This is a genomic window from Cellvibrio sp. UBA7671 (assembly GCA_002483145.1).
Lineage (GTDB): Bacteria > Pseudomonadota > Gammaproteobacteria > Pseudomonadales > Cellvibrionaceae > Cellvibrio > Cellvibrio fibrivorans.
This window is the reverse complement of sequence record DLHJ01000019.1, coordinates 20983-41794: the sequence shown is the minus strand read 5'-3', so window position 1 is coordinate 41794 and position 20812 is coordinate 20983. Positions and strand designations below refer to the sequence as shown.

Genomic DNA, 20812 nt, shown 5'->3' with positions numbered 1-20812 from the left:
TCACGGCCTTCATCAGGCTTTATCTAACGCAGCTTTAATGTCGCCAGGCCAATCAACACCAGCACCAAGGTGATAATCCAAAAACGCACAATCACACGCGGCTCCGGCCAACCTTTTAATTCAAAGTGATGATGAATAGGCGCCATGCGAAAAATACGGCGACCGGTTAATTTGAATGAAGCTACCTGCAAAATCACTGACACGGTTTCCAGTACAAAAATACCGCCCATAATAAATAGTACGATTTCGTGGCGAACGATTACTGCGATCAAACCCAATGCAGCACCTAATGCCAGCGCGCCTACATCACCCATAAATACTTGGGCGGGGTAAGTGTTGAACCATAAAAATCCCAGACCGGCACCCACTAATGCACAGCAAAACACCACTAATTCACCCGCACCGGGGATGTAGGCAATATTCAAATATTGTGAAAATTGTGAATGACCCGAAAGGTAGGCGATCAATGCCAAAGCACCGGCCACCATCACACTTGGCATAATCGCAAGGCCGTCCAAGCCATCGGTTAAATTAACCGCATTGCTGGTACCAACGATCACGAAATAGGTGAAGACGATGTAGAACAAACCTAAATCGAGCGCGACATTTTTGAAGAAGGGAATAAACAATTGAGTTTCCGCTGGACTCTGCGCGGTGTAATACAAGAATATCGCCGCGCCAAAACCGGCTATGGATTGCCAAAAATATTTCCAACGCGCTGGCAATCCACGTGAATCGCGCTTTGCGACTTTGCGATAATCATCGACCCAACCTACCGCACCAAAAATCGCAGTGACAATCAACACAACCCACACATAACGGTTGGATAAATCAGCCCACAACAAGGTGCTGATAAAAATGGCCGATAAAATTAATGCACCACCCATGGTCGGTGTGCCGGATTTACTCAAATGGGATTGCGGACCGTCGTTGCGAACCGATTGGCCGATACGTAATTCGGTTAACCGGCGAATGAACCAAGGGCCGAGTAATAACGAAATACCTAATGCGGTAAGCACACCTAAAATGGCGCGCACGGTTAAATATTGAAACACTGCAAAGCTGCGCAGATATTCTTGTAAGTATTCTGATAGCCAGTACAGCATTAGTGTGAGCCCCCCGCTGAATCACAGAGCTGGCGCACAACTAGATCCATAGCGGCGCTGCGCGAGCCTTTTATAAGTAAAGTGGTATCCTTATTGGCAATTTTTTTCAGATGTTCGACCAAGCTCGATTGATCGGCAAAATGCAGCGCGCCTTTACCAAACGCGCGCGAGGCATTTTCACTGAGCTTGCCTACGGTAAATACGTTGGCGATTTTTTTTGCACGGGCATACTCACCTAATTCAGTGTGTAACTGCGGCGCTTCCGGTCCCAACTCACCCAAATCACCCAACACCAAAATACCTTGTGATTTTTGCGCGAGCACATCTATAGCGGCACGCACTGAACCTGGGTTAGCGTTGTAACTATCATCGATAATTTGCGCTTCATTGAAGCCAATGTGACGACTCATGCGGCCGGCAACGGGAGCAAAACTCGCCAAGCCTTGTTTAATTTGTTGCAAATTTGCGCCCACGGCCGACGCACAGGCAGCAGCCATTAACGCATTGCGCACGTTATGCTCACCTTGTGCATTGACGCTGACCTGCGTAGATGCACCATGCAAATTAATAGAAAACTCAATGCTGTTAGCACTAGGTTCAATATCCTGCGCAAAACAATCAGCGTCGCGATTTTGAAAGGAAACACGAATAATTCGACGATTGGTTAAGGTCGCCAACCAATCCGGGGCAAAACGATCATCGATATTGACGACTGCAGTACCGGTAGTCGGCAGTGCTGCATAAATTTCACCTTTTGCACGCGCCACACCTTGCAAGGAACCAAAGCCCTGGATATGCGCAGCCATCACATTATTCACCATCGCAATTTGCGGCTTGGCGAGTGAGCAAAGGTACTCAATTTCGCCCGGGCCACTCGCGCCCATTTCAATCACCGCAAATTCATGATGCGCTTCCAACTGCAACAGCGTTAAAGGCACACCAATATGATTATTAAAATTACCTTTGGTCGCGTGCGTTGAACCGCACTCGGCAAGAATGCCGGAGAGCAAGGTTTTAACGGTGGTTTTGCCACTGCTACCCGTAATCGCAATAATCGGACGTAAGAATAAACTGCGATTGAGCGCTGCAATCTGGCCAAGTACCAGCAACGAATCGCTGACAACTAATTGCGGCAATTTGATGTCGGGGAAAAACCGCTCAACCACCAGGGCACAAGGTTTTTTCGCAACAGCATCATTGATAAAATCGTGCGCATCAAAACGCTCACCGCGCAGGGCAATAAATAATTCGCCTTCTGCCAGGGTGCGCGAATCAGTATTCACACGGGTAAATTCCACATCGCCCTGTTTCAGCTGTGCAGTAACTGCACGCAAGGGTTTATTGGTAGCAATAAATTCTTCAACCCACTTTAAAGTAAGAGGCTTGATCATGAGTGAGCCTCGGGTGACTGATTGTCATTTTCATGTTTGGCGATACGGCGTTGCAACGACAAGCGCGCGTGTTTGCTATCGCTGAAGGGAAGGGTTTGGGTTGCGAAAATTTGGTAATCCTCGTGACCTTTACCCGCAATTAACACTATGTCGCCCGCCTTGGCTTGTTGTACGGCAAAATCAATTGCCTGAGCGCGATCGGCAATCACCAAACAACCGCTTGGGTGATTCATACCGCGCACAATTTCTGCCGCAATACTTGAAGGCTCTTCTGAACGTGGATTGTCATTCGTGACGATTACATAATCACTCAAGCGCTCAGCGATTTTTCCCATTTGCGGGCGCTTGCTTCTATCGCGATCACCACCACATCCAAACACAGTCCACACGCGGCCGGCTTTGTGTTGATGAATTGCATTCAAGGTATTTTCGAGCGCATCCGGCGTATGGGCATAGTCGACAATGACTTGAATTTCTTGCGCAGATTGATCGACCGTGACTAACTGCATGCGGCCAGGAGCAGGTTCTAATTGCGCAATTAGTGGCAACAATTGTTCTAACTTAAATCCTTGTGCTCCCAAAGCAGCAATCACGGCAAGCAAATTACTAAGATTAAATTGCCCCAATAATGGCGAATCTATATCGGCTTCACCCCAGGGAGTATGCAAATGTGCACGCACACCTTGTGCATGCAGTTCACCATTTGTTGCGTAAACGTCGGCTATTTTTTCGGTTGAGTAACTAATGATGTTTACATTGGTCGGGGCTTTTTTCACCAAACTACTTGCCCAATCATCATCAAGATTAATAATGGCTGTTTTCAACTGCGGCATTTGCAATAGCTGCGCTTTTGCATTGCCGTAGCTGTTTAGATCACCGTGGTAATCCAAGTGATCCTGGGTGAGATTGGTAAAAATCGCACTGGTAAAATGTAAACCAGCAACACGCTTTTGTTGCAAACTGTGTGATGACACTTCAATCGCAATCGAAGCAGCACCACCACCAACCAATTCGCTCAAAATACGCTGCAACGTAATTGGGTCAGGCGTTGTTAGACCTGTTGATGTGAGCAAGCCGATTTGTTGCGCAAGCGGTGCGATTACCGAGGTATCCAGCAAACCGTAACCGATAGTCCCAACAACGGCCGATTTTTTTTGCAACCGTGCAAGCAATTGTGCTGCCAGCAGACTGCACGTGGTTTTACCGTTAGTGCCAGTAATACCAATCAATTGAATTTTTTTGCTCGGCTCACCGAAAAAGTGACCGGCAATTTCGCTCACACGGGAAGGCAAATTATCGATTGCAATAACGGGCACCGCGCCTATCCACGCAGTACCCTGCCAGTTTTTATCAGCCTCAACCAAAATTGCTGCGGCGCCCAACTCAATCGCTTTAGCAATAAAATTACGGCCATCAACCTTAATTCCCGCCAACGCTATAAATGCATCACCTGTTTTTAATTGGCGGGTATCGAGACATAAATTGCGCACCATAATACTGGCCGCTTTATCCAGAACCAGGTCGGGTAATAGATCGGCAAGCGCAACACTGTGAGTTTGATAATGAGTGGCCATCAGGTTTCTGACCTCTCGTCATGAACAGGATTTTTAGGTGCAGCTTTAATCGCAGGCTCTGCAGTTAAGGCTTTATCATCTGCACCGCGAATATTGTCGGGCGGAACTTGCAACATACGCAGCGCATCTTCCGCTACTTTGGAGAATGCGGGCGCCGCAACAATACCACCGTTTCCCATAATGCCGCCGCCCTTGGGTTCGTCGATCACGACCATAGCCACAATGCGCGGATTATCGACCGGCGCCATGCCTATAAACGAACTAATTTGTAAGCTGGAATATTTCCCATTTACAGCCTTGTAAGCAGTGCCGGTTTTTCCCGCTACCGAATAGGAAATCGCACGCGCTCTACTACCAGTACCTTCAGCAGATACCACGCGCTTAAGCATTTCTTTTACCTGGTTGGTGTATTTTTGCTCAACAACACGCTGGCCGTCCGGCGGTGTATCCACGCGCAATAATGAAACCGGACGCTTAACACCGCCAGTTGCTATCACTCCATACGCTTGCACGGTTTGCAGCACCGTGCTGCTGAGCGCATAGCCATAAGAAAAATTGGCGCGCTCAATTTTTTGCGCGGGCTTCAACACAGGTAAATGCCCGGCAGATTCGCCGGGAAACCCGGTACCTATAGGTTGGCCAACACCCAGGCGTTCATACATGTCGCGCACGGTATTGGTATCTAATGCAAAGGAAATTTTAGTCATCGCAATGTTGGATGATTTTGCAATTGCCATTGCCAAATCCATCGCGCCATAGTTTTGATGATCTTTGATTGGCTTACTACCAACCATAAAGTAACCGGGGTTGGTATCAATAATATCTTCCGATTTAAATTTGCCACTTTCCAGCGCAGCGAGAATTACCCAGGGTTTCACTGTAGAACCCGGCTCATACAAATCAGTAATCGCGCGATTGCGCAAACCAGCACCGCGCGCGCGGGTGCGATCATTCGGGTTATAAGAGGGTAAATTGGAAATGGCGAGCACTTCGCCAGTGAGCACATCCAGAATCACGATCGAACCGGCAACTGCACCAGCATCTTCCACTGCTTTTTTTAATTCGCGATGAGCGAGATATTGCAAACGCAGATCAATGCTGAGTGTGAGGTTTTGCCCCGGACGCGCCGCTTTCACCAGACGCAACTCTTTTACGGTGCGGCCACGTAAGTCTTTCACAACTTCTTTCGCGCCGTTCTCACCGGTGAGCCATGCATCGTAAGCTAGCTCCATCCCTTCCTGACCGCGATCATCCACATCCGTCATTCCGACTAAATGCGCAGCAACTTCTGCAGCGGGGTAATAACGATGGTATTCAATTTGCTCGTAAACACCGGGGATATCTAATACCAAAACCGCTTGCGCGGCTTCGGGAGACATTTGACGCTGCAAGTACATAAATTCTTTTGTACCGTAGCGTGCAAGGCGTGTTTCCAATTCGGCTTTATTGAGCTTTAGCGCCTGCGCCAATTCACCCCAGCGATGCGGGGCTTGCAATAACACTTTGGGATTTGCCCAGAGCGTGGATACCGGCGTGCTCACCGCTAGCGGATCGCCATTGCGATCGGTAATCACGCCGCGATACGCAGGGATAACTTCCGTGCGCAGGGTGCGTGACTCACCTTGATCCTGCAGGAATTCGTAGCCTTTATCGGCATTGGGTAAAACTTGCAGGCTGGCAACATGACCAATTAGCACCATCACCAACAGCACCAACAGAATGCCGACACCATAGAAGCGCCAGCGCGCAACCTTCAGCGGCTTGCGTGCAGGCTGCACTGGTGGGCGCGCAGTACGCGGCTCGAATGCCGAGGGGCGATTCATTGTCCACCTGCCGCAGGCTCTGCCTGGCTGTGCTTTTCAATCACATGGTTACCGGAGATCATCACCATCTCTTCCGGCGTTGGTGCCATCATATTGAGTTCAGAAACTGCTGCATTTTCTACACGGCCATAGGCCGCCCAGGTACTTTGTTCGAGCAGATATTGCCCCCACTGCACTTGCAGTTGGGATGCTTCACGACGCAGGGTTTCAAGGCTGTTTACATCGCGACGGACTACTTGTGTCGTGGCGACCACCCCTATCGCAGACGCTACTGTTGCCACCCACAAAAACGCCACAACCAAGATGACACCTGGTGATAGCGGCTTTGGTTGTGATGGGTGACTTCTGTTCATGGAATCCCTGGAGTTTATAAATTTATCGAGTGATCTCGTACTGGTAGATCGGGTTACCGCTAGTGACGCAAAACCGGGATTTACAACTTCTCCGCCACACGCATAACGGCGCTGCGCGAGCGCACGTTGGCATTCACCTCTTCGTCGCTCGCTTTGATCGCCTTGCCGAGCGAGCGCATACGTTTATTTAATTGGTCATCGCGAATCGGCAGGCCTTTGGGTACAGGATCTCCCAACTCCTGACGACGAATAAAGCGCTTGACCGCACGATCCTCCAGCGAGTGAAAGCTAATTACTACCAAGCGACCACCGGGAGCGAGAACGGCGAGAGCCTGCTCCAACACCGAATCAAGATCGATCAACTCGCTGTTGACCTGAATACGAATTGCCTGGAAGGCGCGCGTTGCGGGATGCTTACCTTTTTCCCACGCTGGATTCGCCTCTTTAATCACTTCCGCCAAATGCTTGGTGCGCGTGAATGGAGTCTTTTGGCGCTCGGCGATAATGGCTCGCGCCATCCGCTTGGCAAAACGCTCCTCTCCATACTCTTTAAACACCCAGGTGATATCGTCTTCACTTGCAGTATTAACCCACTCCGCCGCACTTTGGCCGCGGGTCTGATCCATTCGCATATCGAGTGGGCCATCCTGCATAAAGCTGAAACCGCGCTCGGCCTCGTCCAACTGTGGTGACGACACCCCCAAATCCAGCAATACACCAGCGACTTTCCCGGTCATATCGCGCTCAGCAACTAACTGCGCCAGCTCTGCGAAAGAGCCATGGGCAATGGAAAAACGGTCATCATCCGCAAAGCGGGCATTGGCAGTGGCTATCGCAGCCAAATCTTTATCGATTCCGAGAAGCCGACCATCGACAGATAACTGCTTCATAATCAGTGCACTGTGACCGCCGCGCCCGAAGGTGCCATCTACATAAAAGCCCGATGTATCGGTAACTAGCGCCGCGACCGCCTCATTCAAGAGCACGGTTATATGTTGTGAGTCAGCCACGCCGGCACCTAGAAAGAGAGGTTTTGTAAGTCGGCTGGCATATCGCCTTCAGCCGGCTGATCCATCAGGGCGTTCCAGCTGTCTTCATCCCACAGCTCCAACTTATTACCCAGACCAACCAACATGAGTTTTTTATCCAGATGCGCAAATTCGCGCAGGGTGGGGGGAACCAGAACACGGCCGTTCGCATCCATCTCAAGATTCACTGCCTGCCCGATAAAACGGCGCTGAATCCGGCGAACATGCTCATTACCGGCGGGAAGTGCTTGAACCTTGGCAAGTACTGGCTGCCATTCGGCTTCGGAATAAACCAGCAAGCAGCGTTCATACATGTGAGCAGTCACCCATAGACGCGCAGCACCAGACGCTGCCAGCGAGTCGCGGATGCGCGCTGGAATCGCCATGCGACCCTTAGGGTCCATGCTGATCGAATGACTACCTGTTAAATCGGACACGTTTCACCACTTGCCGGGTTTATTTTCCACAAAAATCCACAATTACCCACATTTCCCCACGACGCCCACTATAAATCGGGGGGATGCAAAGTCAAGCAAGCAATTGCCAAAAGGCGCATAAAATCACGGGAAAAATCGGCAAACGTCGGCAAACAAGAAGGGAAAATACAAAAGCAAACGCCCACAAAAACCAACTTAAACAACAAAAACAAAATGATAGAAACCAAACTTAATGTAAAACATTAAGTTTGGAATTATTTTGCAGTGAAAATTAGGGATTTATATAAGGATTAGATCTATACAGCAGGCAAGAAAGCACAAATCAGGATCTGCGAGCAGTAAAAGGCTGGAATTTAGGAGCATCGTACCTAAAAAAGTAGCGGTACATGCCAAAGCAGGCAGCCTAACCTAGAGGGCACTTTTAATGCAAGTCCCGCCTCATTGCACCGAAAATGATCGATATGTATGATCGATGCAACAGAATCTGAAGCTATCCCCGTGGGACAATAAGCCTTCATCAAACTAGGAAGTTTTTATAATGAACAAGACACTCATTTTCTTGCTCTCAATCATATTCGCCGCCAACGCTTTCGGTGGATTTATTAATGCCAATGACTTGAAGACTGGCGAGAACATCACCAACAGCTTTGGCAGCTCAGCAATACTGCATTGGGTAAGCAAAGAGCAAAACAAGCAAGCTATTATGAGCCCACTCATTGTGAATCAGGCAAACACCGAGTTTTTGGGAAATTACTCCCAGTACTTTGGCTCAATCAATGGCAAATCTGATACTTATGGCCTTGGCAATTTACAGGATACCCTTAATGACCCGGCAAACTATCCTGAAGAAAACGCAATTTATAGCGCCATCGCAATCACATTTACGCAACCCGTATTGAGCTTCGGATTTGAGGCAGAGAACTTTAACGGGGACGAGCAATTTGCTTTCCTTTTCACACCACAAGGTAACCTGATCAGACGCGAGACAATTATACCCTTAGGTATTACAGGAGACTTTGGCGCTCCTATTTCGGGGTACAAACATACATTTGATTTAACCAGTCAAAATGTTGGTTCAATTATCCTTGGGTCGTGGAGCTCTGCAACTTACTACTACAAGCTTAGTATTGATACGAAACTGCCCGAACCATCAAGCATCTTAATGCTGGTTCTGGGGCTAACTTTGTTGAGGATTAAACAGATAAAGACAGTCAGTTTGCGATGCATCACACCTTAGGCAAGGTGCGATAAAAAAACATAATCAATGCAAAGAATGGATAAAAACGGAGTCAGCCTATAAGCCGGGTTCTGTCGTGGACAGTCATTCATCTGGGACTAGCGTCACCGCTAGCCTCAAGCAACCTACCCGAATCCGATGCGGGCCGCACCAATGGATTCCTATTTGGTCTTGCTCCGAGTGGGGTTTACCATGCCGCAGCCTGTTGCCAGTTGCGCGGTGCGCTCTTACCGCACCCTTTCACCCTTACCGGCATTCTTGCGAACGCTTAGGCGGTCTACTCTCTGTTGCACTTTCCGTAGGCTCGCGCCTCCCAGGCGTTACCTGGCACTCTGCCCTATGGAGCCCGGACTTTCCTCCCCGATGCACCAGATAACACTCAAGAGAGCTATTCAGTTAACACCAGAGCGACTGTCGGGCCGACTCCGAGGTCGCACATTACTCGCCAGAATCAACAAGCGCAAGTTCAGCCTTTGAACAAAAAACACTTTTTTTGCGAACTTCGTCACCAAAAGTGGCAGCCTTATTCCCACTTTGGAGCAAAGCTTTTCATTAACTGGTATTTTTGCCACTTTAAGCTATTAATTAACAAGTATTTATTGCCCAACTTTGGGCAATAAATACTCTTCACGCACAAATTTCACAATAAAAGCCAAGGAGACTCTCCCGTGAAAGCGCACAAGCACAACCTTCTCGCAGCGGCTATAGCTTTATCTCTGACTGCACCTGCAATCGCCCAAGATGATAGCCCAGCACTTGAAGAGGTGATGGTAACCGCTCAAAAACGTCCGCAAAGCCTGCGCGATGTTCCATTGTCGGTGAATGCACTAGGGGGGGAGAAAATCGAATCTGCCGGTATCACGAATATCGAAACCATGGCGGACTACATCCCCAGCTTCAATATGACCCAGACCGGTATAGGCACCAACATTGCTATCCGCGGCATCAGCTCCGGTGTAAACCAGGGGTTTGAGCAGTCTGCGGCACAATTTATCGACGGTATTCATTATGGTCGTGCGCAATTGTCGCGCGCGCCCTTTTTGGATATCGAACGCGTAGAAGTCCTGCGCGGCCCGCAAAGTATTATCTTCGGCAAAAACTCTACTGCAGGTGCGATCAGCATTACCACCGCCAAACCGGGTGATGAGCTGGAAGGAAAACTCAGTGCGCTCTATGAGCCGGAACACGGCGAGCAGGATGTGCGCTTGATATTGTCAGGCCCAATCAGCGATACCGTCGGTGGCCGCCTTGCCATTTTGCAAAGCAGCCTCGATGGCTACATGGAGAACACCACGCTGGATCGCGATGAATCCGGTGATAAAAATCGTGTGATCCGTGCGACCTTGCAGTGGCAACCGAGCGACCTGTGGGACATTACCCTCAAGATGGAAGATGGATCTTTCGACAGCAATGGGCGCAACATTGAAGTTGTTAAACCGGTAGGTGGATCTTACGCGAATGCCTTATCGTTCTTCACCCAAGGCGCCTATCAACTTGATACGACCCACGATTGGAAGCGCCAATCGAACGGCGACTACAGCTATAACGATACTGAAAACATCACACTCAACATCGAGCGGGAACTGGGCGAGCACACAATTACCTCGGTTACCGGCTACAACGCCTACACCTATCAAGAGTTGTGCGATTGTGATTTTACCGGTGCGTCCGGCTTTAACATCCTTTCAGACGAAGATTACAGCCAGGTCAGTCAGGAACTGCGTATCGCATCACCAGAAGATGAAACTATCAGCTATCTCGGAGGCGTGTTTTTCCAGAGCAGCTCGCTGAAATTCCATGATGCAGTGCGCGTTCCCACTGACAGCTTTATCGCCACCGCTTTCTCCTCACTACTCGGGGCCCAAGCCGCCAATTTACTGCGCGGTGCGTCAACCCAGCGCGACTTCGAACAAGATACGGATCTGGGCGCAATATTCGCCCAGGGGACATGGAATTTCACCGATTTGTCGCGATTGATCGTGGGAGCTCGCTATACCCAGGAAACCAAAGAAGCTAGTCGTCACCAGTATCACGTTAGCAATACTGGCGTGACGCTACCTCAGGGCACGACAGCACAGCCTTACAACCTGATCTGGAGCCAATTCAAGATCGATCCTCATGCAGTTAAAGGTGATCGAGATGAATCCGGCTTTACGCCACTTATCACATTCCAACACGATTTCTGGGGTACCGACATGGTCTACCTCAGTTACACCACAGGGTTTAAATCCGGTGGTTTTGATGTCCGTGCCAACGCCGCGCCTAATGCATTGGATGGTATTTACCCGAATATTGAGGGCACTTGGGAATTTGAAGAGGAAAAGGTCAGAAACTTCGAGGCAGGCGCCAAGCTTGTATTGGCTGATGGCGCCGCAGAGTTGAATGTCGCAGCTTTCCGCTCCGAATTCGAAGATATGCAAACCAGCCAGTTCGATGGCAGCCTCAGCTTCAACGTGACCAATGCGGGTGAAGCTGTAGTGCAAGGCCTTGAGGTTGATGGCCGCTGGGCAGTCATTGATAACGTTATGTTGCGCGGTGGCGCAGCCTACATCGATTTTGAATACACCGATTTCCCCAACTCGCAATGCTACTTTGGTCAACCTGCATCCGAGCGCAACCCAAACAACCCAACTGTGTGTGATGCCACCGGCAAACGCCGTGAATTCACCCCGGAAATTCAGGGCAATATGGGCATAGATTACACCTTGAACTTCAGCAATGGCCTCAAATTAGTTAACACATTGGACGTCATTTATAGCACTGAGTACCTGACCACACCGTCATTGGATCCCAAGTTTGAGCAGCCGTCCTACACCAAAATTAATGCTCGTATTGCGCTGAGCGGTAACGATGACATGTGGGAATTGGCATTGATCGGCAAAAACCTGACGGACGAATCGGTAGTTACCTATGCCAACGGTTTACCAGTAGCGACTACAGTATCGAGCGGCACAGGTTATTACGCCTTCTACGAACGCCCAAGAAATATAGCCCTACAGGGAACCATTCGCTTTTAATCCGCGAGAGTAACAAACGCCTAAATAAACCCCAGCCCAGTGCTGGGGTTTGTCTTTTTGACTTCTCGCGTTAATCCTTCACCCACATTGCTGCTACCATTAATATGACTTATTTTTGCTTCACCTATCGGATTAACAGTAATGAGCGATTCACCCGCTGGGCAACCTGCACCGAAAAACGCCCCGCACACCATAACCCTGCTGCAACACAATGCCCTTAAAGGATTCCTCCTCGCCGCCGCCGGCTTATTTCTCTTCGCCTGCATGGACAGCACCACCAAATACCTGACCACCCATTACAACGTTCCCTTTGTGGTAGCGATGCGCTATATCGTCCATTTTTTGCTGATGGTGATGATCCTCGCCCCGCGCCATTCAGCTCAGCTGGTTTACACCCAGCGCACCGGATTAGTGGTCGCGCGCGCGGTGGTATTGACTATCGCATCGCTCTGTATGGGTATGGCATTACATCGCATGCCGCTGGCAGAAACCACGGCGATCAACTTTCTCGCGCCCACGCTGGTAGCGTTACTCGCCGGCTCCATGCTGGGTGAAAAAATTGGCGGCTGGGGCTGGGCGGCGATCGTCACTGGCTTTATCGGCGTGCTGCTGATTGCCCGCCCCGGGGGTGGACTGGATGCTGTAGGCATTATGTTTGCGCTGGGTGCAGCGGCAGCCAACGCGACCTATCAGCTGTTATCGCGCTTGCTAGCCAGCACCGAAAAAGCCATCGCCTTGCTGTTTTACACCGCGCTGCTTGGCTCGATTATCTTTGGCATCGCCCTGCCCTGGTTCTGGGAAAATGAAGCTCCAAGTGAGCTAGAGGTGATTTTACTGCTGAGCATGGGGGTTAGCGGCGGCTTGGGACACTACTTGTTTACCCTTGCCTATCGGCATGCGCCCGCATCCATGTTAGCTCCCACTACCTATTTGCAACTGCTTTGGGCTGGATTGTTGGGCTGGATTATTTTCGACACCATCCCCGACAGCATGAGCTTGATCGGTATGGCGATTGTGGCGGCCTCAGGCCTAATTATTGCGTTCAAATCCCACTAGAAACCCGGACCAACTCCGCCAGGTTAACCTGTTAAATGGTGCTGGAACACTTAAAAAAAGACCTCCTAACAAATGAGTACCAGCAAAAAAATCAAACTTGGCAAACGCCTGCAACACATTGAACTCATGGTAACCAAGCAATACGATCACATTTGGGATTGCTGCTGCGACCATGGTTTGTTAGGCGCTGCACTGCTTTCGCGGCACGCAGCACCTAACATTCATTTTGTGGATATAGTTCCCGATCTTATGCATGAACTGGAACATAAACTGAAACAGTTTTTTCCAAAAAAGCCTGACCCGCACACTCAATGGCAAGCGCACTGTATAGACGTAACAGCCCTTCCCTTACAACAATTCAGCGGAAAACATCTCGTGATAATTGCAGGAGTTGGCGGCGATTTAATGACGGAGTTAGTTCGCGCGATTTATCAAAAAAATCCTGCATCAGATATCGATTTTTTACTTTGCCCCGTACAACATCAATTCACGCTAAGACAACAACTCATCCAACTTGACTGCAGCTTACTAAATGAAACATTGATTGTTGAAAACAAACGCTTTTATGAAATTTTATTAGTCTCAACAGCAAAAAACTCCGGTTCAAAAATAAATCCCTTCGGCAGCCTCATCTGGCAAAGCAATACACCTGAACAAGCAAAAATCGCCGCTGATTACCTAAAGAAAACAATGGATCACTACAAGAGGGCTCAATTAAGTCGTAAAGCTGAAGTGCAGCATATTATTGATGCCTATAGCACTATAACTGCACAATCATTTTATCTATAGCCAAAACACCAAACAGTACTCCCCCCCCTCACACACCACACACCACACACCACACACCACACACCACACACCCCAAAAAGATTTTTCTCATCAGGTTGCTGCCCGCGCCAACATTATTTTGTTAGATAAAAATCCATTAATTGATATTAGTCATAGCCGAAGTATTAGTGGTATATATACTCGCGAGCGATGTCTTTCCAATTCAGGCATTAAAGACTTCTTAAGTTTGCTCTGATGTTGCAATAGCAAAATGTAAATCAAAATGGCAACAAATATGACTCCAGACGTAAATCCCAAAGAAGACGTATGGCTGGTATACGACGGCGAATGCCCCGTATGCAAAACCTACTGTAAATATATTCGCATACGCGCAGCGGTTGGCAATTTGCATTTGGTTGATGCACGGCAGCCAGGTGAGCTGATGGATGAGATAACCCGCTTGGGGCTGGATATCGATCAGGGAATGGTGCTGAAATTTAAAGACGCCATCTATTATGGGTCAGATGCAATTCATATGCTTACGCTACTCAGCACACCTTCCGGAGTTTTTAATCGCATTAATTATTATGTGTTCAGTACCCAAGTGGGTTCTAAAATCTTCTACCCAATCGGCAAAGCCTTTCGTACACTTTTGCTGAAATTGCTTGGCATCCGCCGTATTGAAAACTTGAAAAAAAATTCTAAAACGTCGGTTTCATAAAAAAATAATCCCGCACAGAGCGGGATTATTAGACAGCACCGGTAAGCGGTTGTTAGAACTTGAGTTTCACCCCCACATCAATGCTGCGCTCAGTACCTACGTAAATGCCCTGACGCAAGCTGGCGATGTACTGCTCATCGGTCAGGTTCTTGGCGCTGGCGCTCAGGCTCAAATCCTTGCTGAACTCGTAGATCGCGTTCAAATCCAGCAGCGTGTAGCCATCGATTTGGCCGGTGAAAAAGCCGGATGTACTCTCAGTGATAGGCTTGGTGTTAAGCACGTCCGTATATTGCTCACCCGTATGATGCACACTGAGCGCGGTGCGCAACTTGCCGGTTTTGTACTCCAGGCTCAGGTTGGTCACCCACTCAGGAACATAGGTCACGCGATTGCCATCGGGTGTAGTGATGTTGCCATTCGCATCGCGGCGCGCGCCCACAAACTCCGCATCTGGAATGTAGGTGGCGCTGGATTTGAGGGTAAAACCAGCGCCCAACTCCCAACCTAATGCCGCTTCAAGGCCTTGATGAAGCGTCTCACCACCATTGGTACGCTGAAACTGACTGTTTGAGTTAGCCGGGATAATCTGATTGTCAAAATCCATGCGGAAGAAAGTCAACTCGTAGGTCAACTGCGCGCGCGCGCCACGAACACCCGCCTCGATATTCACCGAACGCTCGGCGTCGAGCTGCTGATCTTCCAAGCCGTTAAGTGCATCGCTATTGAGCGCGGGCGAAAAGGCTTTGTAGACGCTTGCAAAACCTTGCAGCGCAGGATTGATCTGATAGGTAGCACCCAGCCCAGGCAGTATCTCGGTGTTGGAGGTGTCAGCCTCATTATTGGTGGCAGCGCGTTTGTTTTTGCTGGTTTGTTCGTAACTCTCGGCACGCAAGCCTGCGGTCACGGCAAAACGGTCAGACACGGCAAACCGGTTTTGCGCATACAAAGCGAGACTATCTGCGGATTCAACCGCATCCCTGCTGATGGTGCCAGTGCGCGGAGTAGCGCGAGTGGCAGCGACAGTCACGTCATCCATGGATTCATTCATTGCCCGCACACCAATTTCCGCCTCGTTCGCCAGACCAAACAATTGATGCTGCAGCTTGAGGCGGCTATCGAAACCAAAACGATCAAAGCTGCGGTTGTTGCCGTTCAAACTATCGGTGTAAACCCAGCGGCCGGCTGCCGCAGATGCAGCATTGTTGGTGGCATAGCGCCAGTAGTCGCGATAGGTTTCGCTCCCGTACACCAACGTAGTCAGCTTGGCGGTAGCGCTGATGTCCCACTCGTGGTTCAAATCCAGTGAGCGACGGCCACTGATAAAATAATCGTCCGGCGCAGGATTGTAGTCGGCGCCATCTTTGTAAGCCTGCAAAAACACCCCGCGGTAGGAGATATTGGCCTCGCTGTCGTAATCGCTGAACTTCAGGCTCAGCCACTGATTGTCGCCCAACGCCATGCCCGTTTTGATCATAACGTCAGTCATGTCATAACCCTTGTCCATAAATCCATCGCTGCTGGCATGGGTGATGAAAGCGCCAAACTGCGCTTCTTGCGACGGCGTTGAACCACCGACTTCCAGTGTTGCCTCGCGGCTGTTGAATGAGCCAGCGCGCGCCTCAAGCTGAACACCATCTTCAGGTTGCTTGGTGATGTAGTTGATCACACCGCCAATAGTACTGGGGCCGTATCGCAAAGAAGCGGCACCTTTGAGGACTTCAATTGTTTCCATGCGCTGGATGCGTGGGTTGTAGTAACGACCATTGCCCACAAACAAACCGGGTGCAATGGGCACACCATCTTCGAGAATCAGGGTTTTATAATCGGCAGAGCTCAAGCCACGTATACCAATGTTGGCAACAATCGCACTTTCTTCTTCAGGCTTGATGGCCACACCGGGCACTGAACGCAAGGCCTCTTCTGTTGAACGGGGTTGACGAATCTGCAGCTCCTCTTCAGTGACAATCGCAACTGCGCCTGGCTGACGCTCGCTATCACCCTCTTCTGTACCCACAACCACCACCTTCGGCAGCACCTTGGCCTCTGCTTCGGCGGTGGCAGGCAAAGCAGCACCACCCAAAGCAAGTGTCATAGCAACGGCGAGTGGATTAGGTAAAAAACGGGCTGCGCGAGCAGCGGGAGTGACGGAATGACGCATGTGAAGTTCCTTGGGTTCCAGTGGTTAACAGTCGCATAAACACAGCTGAATACAGCCGATTATGGCAATCAAATACGTGTGTCATGCTTTTTCAGATGCGCCACTATAACAAACAGGAATAATTTACATCAAACTTACATCAAAATAAGCGCTAATCTGCCAACCACGGCAAGACTACTCAGCCTGCTGCAACGCCCAATCGTACAGAAAATTCTTTTTCAAACCGGTGAGTTTTGCGCCTATTGCCGCCGCTTGTTTTACCGGCAATTCATCCAGCAACACTTTCATGATATGCATGTGCTCGGGCGTCATGGCTTCGTTTTCAGGCTTGGGCGCGCCATGGACCAAGAGCACAATTTCTCCGCGCTGCTGGTTGCTATCGCTCTCAACCCATGCCGCCAACTCACTGACGTTACTGCCTTTTATCGTCTCAAAGGTTTTGGTCAGCTCGCGTGCCATCACCACTTCGCGCTCCGCGCCAAACACCTGCGCCATGTCTTGCAGGGTTTCCAAAATACGGTGGGGGGCTTCGTAAAAAATCAGTGTGCGCGGGTCAGCAGCCAGCGACTGTAACTGGGTGCAGCGGGCGACTTGTTTGGCGGGCAAAAAACCTTCAAACGCAAAACGGTCAGACGGCAAACCGGCAGCACTTAAAGCGGCGATCATCGCGCAGGCGCCAGGAATAGGAACGACTTTAACACCCGCTTGGCGAGCAGAGCGCACCAAGCGATAGCCGGGATCGGATACCAGCGGGGTGCCCGCATCGGAAATCAGGGCGACTGAATCGCCGGCTTGTATGCGGGCAATAAGCTGCTCAACGCGCGTCTCATCACTGTGGTCGTGGTAAGCGATGCAGGGGGTTTTGATATCGAAATGGGCCAACAGACGGGAACTGTGTCGCGTATCTTCAGCGGCGATTACCGCTACCGTTTGTAGTGTTTCCACCGCTCGCGGTACCATATCGCCCAAATTGCCAATCGGGGTCGCCACGACATAAAGAATGCCTTGGTTGGAGGCTACTGTTGTCATACCGAACTCCGGAAAAGGGGTAGAATCCACGCCAGGTTTACGGCTTTGGATGTTGAATATTCACTGCAGGTTTTCACCGAGGTTTTCATGCCGATACGGCCTTTTTTGTGCACTTTATCGACCAAGTCGCGCAACTTATCAACCAATACCCTAGCCACGCTGATGATCGCAACACTGACCTTGAGTCTGGCGAGCTGCAGTAGCAATCCACCCCAGTCCGAGAAGCGCAAATCCACCGCTGTCAAAACCCAAGCAGCCAAGCCAAGCGCCGCCAAGCTGCTAAATCAGGCAAATCAATTGCAGTCGCCCGAGCGAGAGAGTTTGCTGTTGGAGGCGGTGCAAGCCTATATCGATGCACGCCAATACAATCGCGCGCGGGATTTGCTGGTCGATATGAACTCCGATGCACTGCCCGATCAGGATTACATCAAACACACCGACCTGCTCAGCACCGTCGCCCTGCATCAGGGCTCCAACTTTTTAGCGCACGGCATTCTAACCAAGCCGCGCCTCGAACAACAATGGTCAAACATGGAGCCACAGACCGAAGTGTCGCTGCGCGAAAAGCGCGCCCAGGTATTTGCACTTCTGGGCGAAGCGCAAAATAGCGTGGCCGAGCGGATTCAACTGAGTGGATTGATCGACAATAAAAACCAACGCCAGGCTAATCAGGAAGTGCTCTGGCAGAATTTGATGAGCATCCCTTTTGCTGAATTACAGCAACTCAGTCAGGATGAAAACGGCCAGGCAGCGCGCGGTTGGTACAGCCTCGCTGCCATCAACAAAAACAACCAAATCGATTTAGAGCAACAGCGCGAACAATTACAGCAATGGTTGGGCGTGTGGCGGCAACATCCCGCACATGACAACTTGCCGAGCGATTTGCGTCTATTGCAAAGTTTGATTGAACAACAACCGCAACAAGTGGCGCTGCTACTGCCAATGCAAGGCAAACTCGCTGAAGCAGGCGAAGCTGTGCGTGATGGTTTTTTTGCGGCTTATTACGAAGCATTGAGCAATGGTCGGAATACCCCTGAAGTGCGCCAATACGATAGCAGCGGCGATGCAATTACAGCCTACCAACAAGCTATCGCCGATGGTGCCGATTTGGTCATTGGCCCTATCGATAAAGAAAAAGTCACCGAAATAAGTTTGATGCCTTCACTGGAAGTGCCAGTGCTATCGCTCAATTATCCGGACACTCCCCCCGCAGAACCGCTTAAAGGTTTTTATCAATTTGGTTTAGCCGTTGAAGATGAAGCGCGCCAGGTTGCGCGCCAGGCATTTTTGGAGGGACATCGCCAGGCGATGGTGATTATTCCAACGCAAGAGTGGAGCGAGCGCAGTGCGCGCGCCTTTGCCGATGAGTGGGAAAAGCTCGGCGGTGCAGTGGTCAACCGCACACAATTTCAAACCGGCGTGAATTATTCCGGTTTGGTAAAAGATGCGATGTTGATTGAGCAAAGCCAAATACGCACCCGCGAAATGCAAGAATTATTGGGCATCCCGCTGCAGTCATCGCCACGTAGCCGTGGCGATGTGGATATGATTTTTTTAATTGCCGATCCCGCGCAAGCGCGTCAAATAAAACCGACATTTGCCTTTCACTACGCCGGAAAAATTCCGGTGTACTCCACTAGCCAGGTCTATTCTGGCCAACCCAATCCGAAAGCGGATCGTGATTTAAATGGCATTCGCTTTAACACTATGCCGTGGCTGTTCGACACCACCAGCCGCGAAAAACAAGCAGTTGCACAGCACACAAAATCCGCTGCGGTTTACGGCCGCTTACATGCGCTGGGCGCCGATGCATTTCGTCTTTACGCGCGTTTGCCGCAACTGGAGCAAGTGCCCGATATGCGCATTTACGGCGCTACAGGTGCGCTGCATATGCTGAGTGACAGACGCATCGAGCGCGAGCAAATCTGGGTGAGATTTCGCAATGGTGAAGCGCAACCGCTGCCGATGGTAATCAACGAAAATGATGTTCAATATTAAGGATTGACTATGTTTAAACGCGACAAGGATGATGCAGTTGCGGCTAGTAGCGATGGCCATGCACACAACACCATTAGCGCGCACAACACCATTAGTATGGGTGCGCAAGCCGAAGCACAAGCGGAAGCATTTTTACAGCAGCAAGGATTGGTGACTCGCACTAAAAATTATCGCTGCAAACTCGGTGAAATTGATCTGATCATGCTGCAAAAAACTGCGCGCGGGACCTGCTTTGTGTTTGTTGAAGTGCGCCTCCGTACCAACAAGCGTTTTGCCCCTGCAATTGAAACCGTGGATTACCGCAAGCAACAAAAAATTATTCGCACCGCCACCCGTTTTTTACAAGAGCAGCGGCTGTTTGATAAAGTCGCCTGTCGTTTTGATGTGATAGCATTAGATCAAACCGGTACTGCCCCACCCATTCAATGGATTCAAAATGCATTCGGGGCTTGAGCTGCAGTTGCGTCAGCAATTATTGACTCCGCATGGAACCTGCATCACCACACAACATCATCACAAGTAGAATTGCTATGGATCAACGCGTTATCACCCTGTTTCATGAAAGTATCGAAGCAAAAATGCACGCGGGTGAAGAACTTGCGCCACTAATTGCGCAAGCCAGCCAACTGATTGTCCACGCGCTACTAAGCGAGAAAAAAATCCTCACCTGCGGCAACGGAATTTCCGCTGCACAAGCGCAAATATTTACCGCCAGCTTGATCAATCGCTTTGAACAGGAACGCCCGAGTTTGCCGTCATTTAATCTGGGCGCTGATTTCACCACCCAAACTGCGATTGGTAGCGACTACAGCTTTAATGATGTTTACGCTAAACAAATTCGCTCGCTCGGCCAACCGGGAGACGTTTTGCTACTCCTCACCAGCACGGGTAAAGCAAGCAATTTATTGCAGGCCATTAGCGCCGCACATGATAAGGAAATGCAAGTTATTGCACTCACCGCGGGCGATGGCGGCGATGTTGCTGCCTTGCTCGACAACCGCGACCTGGAACTTCGCGTGCCTTCCGTGGCCAAACCCCGTATCCACGAGGTTCATCTGCTCAGCATTTTTTGCCTATGCGATTTAATCGATCAGCAATTGTTTGGAGGCTTTTAAA

At 50.0% G+C, this 20812-nt stretch carries 17 protein-coding genes and 1 other RNA gene; 8 read left to right on the top strand and 10 right to left on the bottom strand.

The genetic code is table 11. The features are described from left to right. Window positions 1-23: 23 nt before the first annotated feature. The 7 genes from mraY to mraZ form a co-directional block, all read right to left on the bottom strand. A complete protein-coding gene (gene mraY, locus B4E62_RS19280; RefSeq protein ID WP_310075331.1) occupies window positions 24-1106 on the bottom strand; it encodes a phospho-N-acetylmuramoyl-pentapeptide-transferase in 1083 nt (360 codons plus the stop codon). Continuing rightward, window positions 1106-2497 (bottom strand): UDP-N-acetylmuramoyl-tripeptide--D-alanyl-D-alanine ligase, encoded by a 1392-nt coding sequence (locus B4E62_RS19275; RefSeq protein ID WP_331353204.1) that lies wholly within the window; start codon window positions 2495-2497, stop codon window positions 1106-1108. The genes mraY and B4E62_RS19275 overlap by 1 nt, the downstream gene beginning before the upstream one ends. Continuing rightward, complete coding sequence (locus B4E62_RS19270; protein WP_331353203.1) at window positions 2494-4071, bottom strand: UDP-N-acetylmuramoyl-L-alanyl-D-glutamate--2,6-diaminopimelate ligase; 1578 nt, start codon at window positions 4069-4071, stop codon at window positions 2494-2496. The genes B4E62_RS19275 and B4E62_RS19270 overlap by 4 nt, the downstream gene beginning before the upstream one ends. Beyond that, entirely contained in the window at window positions 4071-5894 is a 1824-nt protein-coding gene (locus B4E62_RS19265) for a peptidoglycan D,D-transpeptidase FtsI family protein (protein WP_331353202.1), read from the bottom strand. Before B4E62_RS19265 ends, B4E62_RS19270 begins: the two co-directional genes overlap by 1 nt. Further along, window positions 5891-6247, bottom strand: coding sequence for a cell division protein FtsL (gene ftsL, locus B4E62_RS19260; protein ID WP_331353201.1), 357 nt, complete (start codon window positions 6245-6247; stop codon window positions 5891-5893). Before ftsL ends, B4E62_RS19265 begins: the two co-directional genes overlap by 4 nt. 80 nt (window positions 6248-6327) lie before the next feature. Then, window positions 6328-7257, bottom strand: coding sequence for a 16S rRNA (cytosine(1402)-N(4))-methyltransferase RsmH (gene rsmH, locus B4E62_RS19255; protein WP_310075344.1), 930 nt, complete (start codon window positions 7255-7257; stop codon window positions 6328-6330). Between the two features lie 8 nt (window positions 7258-7265). Continuing rightward, window positions 7266-7712: a division/cell wall cluster transcriptional repressor MraZ gene (mraZ, locus tag B4E62_RS19250; protein WP_331353200.1), complete on the bottom strand. Its 447-nt coding sequence runs from the start codon at window positions 7710-7712 to the stop codon at window positions 7266-7268. A 538-nt stretch (window positions 7713-8250) separates the two neighbouring features. Between mraZ and B4E62_RS19245 the strand changes: the two genes are divergently transcribed. After that, a complete protein-coding gene (locus B4E62_RS19245) occupies window positions 8251-8949 on the top strand; it encodes a hypothetical protein (protein WP_331353199.1) in 699 nt (232 codons plus the stop codon). 44 nt (window positions 8950-8993) lie between these two features. Here the strand turns inward: B4E62_RS19245 and rnpB are convergent. Next, window positions 8994-9376: RNase P RNA component class A (rnpB, locus tag B4E62_RS19240), an RNA gene on the bottom strand. A 241-nt stretch (window positions 9377-9617) separates the two neighbouring features. Between rnpB and B4E62_RS19235 the strand changes: the two genes are divergently transcribed. The 4 genes from B4E62_RS19235 (at window position 9618) to B4E62_RS19220 (ending at window position 14511) form a co-directional block, all read left to right on the top strand. Beyond that, entirely contained in the window at window positions 9618-11966 is a 2349-nt protein-coding gene (locus B4E62_RS19235) for a TonB-dependent receptor (protein ID WP_331353198.1), read from the top strand. Window positions 11967-12107: 141 nt separating this feature from the next. Beyond that, the gene (locus B4E62_RS19230) at window positions 12108-13022 is read left to right on the top strand and encodes a DMT family transporter (protein ID WP_331353197.1); all 915 of its coding nucleotides are present in this window, start codon (window positions 12108-12110) and stop codon (window positions 13020-13022) included. A gap of 72 nt (window positions 13023-13094) precedes the next feature. Continuing rightward, on the top strand, window positions 13095-13811 hold the full coding sequence (locus tag B4E62_RS19225; protein WP_310075356.1) for a tRNA (adenine(22)-N(1))-methyltransferase: 717 nt from the start codon (window positions 13095-13097) through the stop codon (window positions 13809-13811). Window positions 13812-14085: 274 nt separating this feature from the next. Next, entirely contained in the window at window positions 14086-14511 is a 426-nt protein-coding gene (locus B4E62_RS19220; RefSeq protein WP_331353196.1) for a DCC1-like thiol-disulfide oxidoreductase family protein, read from the top strand. A gap of 52 nt (window positions 14512-14563) precedes the next feature. On the opposite strand, the gene B4E62_RS19215 is transcribed toward B4E62_RS19220, so the two are convergent. Together B4E62_RS19215 and rsmI are read right to left on the bottom strand one after the other, a co-directional pair. Then, window positions 14564-16669, bottom strand: a complete 2106-nt coding sequence (locus B4E62_RS19215) for a TonB-dependent receptor family protein (RefSeq protein ID WP_331353195.1) — start codon at window positions 16667-16669, stop codon at window positions 14564-14566. Window positions 16670-16843: 174 nt separating this feature from the next. Beyond that, on the bottom strand, window positions 16844-17698 hold the full coding sequence (gene rsmI / locus B4E62_RS19210) for a 16S rRNA (cytidine(1402)-2'-O)-methyltransferase (RefSeq protein ID WP_310075363.1): 855 nt from the start codon (window positions 17696-17698) through the stop codon (window positions 16844-16846). 87 nt (window positions 17699-17785) lie between these two features. Between rsmI and B4E62_RS19205 the strand changes: the two genes are divergently transcribed. The 3 genes from B4E62_RS19205 to B4E62_RS19195 all read left to right on the top strand — a co-directional run bounded on the left by B4E62_RS19205 (window position 17786) and on the right by B4E62_RS19195 (window position 20811). Further along, the gene (locus B4E62_RS19205; RefSeq protein WP_331353194.1) at window positions 17786-19696 is read left to right on the top strand and encodes a penicillin-binding protein activator; all 1911 of its coding nucleotides are present in this window, start codon (window positions 17786-17788) and stop codon (window positions 19694-19696) included. A gap of 9 nt (window positions 19697-19705) precedes the next feature. After that, window positions 19706-20149, top strand: coding sequence for a YraN family protein (locus B4E62_RS19200; protein WP_331353193.1), 444 nt, complete (start codon window positions 19706-19708; stop codon window positions 20147-20149). A 77-nt stretch (window positions 20150-20226) separates the two neighbouring features. Continuing rightward, entirely contained in the window at window positions 20227-20811 is a 585-nt protein-coding gene (locus B4E62_RS19195; protein ID WP_414633274.1) for an SIS domain-containing protein, read from the top strand. Window position 20812 lies beyond the last annotated feature (1 nt).

Excerpts from the sequence above, each read along its gene's own strand:
- B4E62_RS19265 (WP_331353202.1), bottom strand. The coding sequence starts at position 5,894 with ATGAATCGCCCCTCGGCATTCGAGCCGCGTACTGCGCGCCCACCAGTG.
- B4E62_RS19230 (WP_331353197.1), top strand. The coding sequence starts at position 12,108 with ATGAGCGATTCACCCGCTGGGCAACCTGCACCGAAAAACGCCCCGCAC.
- B4E62_RS19245 (WP_331353199.1), top strand. The coding sequence starts at position 8,251 with ATGAACAAGACACTCATTTTCTTGCTCTCAATCATATTCGCCGCCAAC.
- ftsL (WP_331353201.1), bottom strand. The coding sequence starts at position 6,247 with ATGAACAGAAGTCACCCATCACAACCAAAGCCGCTATCACCAGGTGTC.
- B4E62_RS19215 (WP_331353195.1), bottom strand. The coding sequence starts at position 16,669 with ATGCGTCATTCCGTCACTCCCGCTGCTCGCGCAGCCCGTTTTTTACCT.
- mraY (WP_310075331.1), bottom strand. The coding sequence starts at position 1,106 with ATGCTGTACTGGCTATCAGAATACTTACAAGAATATCTGCGCAGCTTT.
- B4E62_RS19275 (WP_331353204.1), bottom strand. The coding sequence starts at position 2,497 with ATGATCAAGCCTCTTACTTTAAAGTGGGTTGAAGAATTTATTGCTACC.
- B4E62_RS19195 (WP_414633274.1), top strand. The coding sequence starts at position 20,227 with ATGGATCAACGCGTTATCACCCTGTTTCATGAAAGTATCGAAGCAAAA.
- B4E62_RS19205 (WP_331353194.1), top strand. The coding sequence starts at position 17,786 with ATGCCGATACGGCCTTTTTTGTGCACTTTATCGACCAAGTCGCGCAAC.
- B4E62_RS19200 (WP_331353193.1), top strand. The coding sequence starts at position 19,706 with ATGTTTAAACGCGACAAGGATGATGCAGTTGCGGCTAGTAGCGATGGC.
- B4E62_RS19225 (WP_310075356.1), top strand. The coding sequence starts at position 13,095 with ATGAGTACCAGCAAAAAAATCAAACTTGGCAAACGCCTGCAACACATT.
- B4E62_RS19220 (WP_331353196.1), top strand. The coding sequence starts at position 14,086 with ATGACTCCAGACGTAAATCCCAAAGAAGACGTATGGCTGGTATACGAC.
- rsmI (WP_310075363.1), bottom strand. The coding sequence starts at position 17,698 with ATGACAACAGTAGCCTCCAACCAAGGCATTCTTTATGTCGTGGCGACC.
- B4E62_RS19270 (WP_331353203.1), bottom strand. The coding sequence starts at position 4,071 with ATGGCCACTCATTATCAAACTCACAGTGTTGCGCTTGCCGATCTATTA.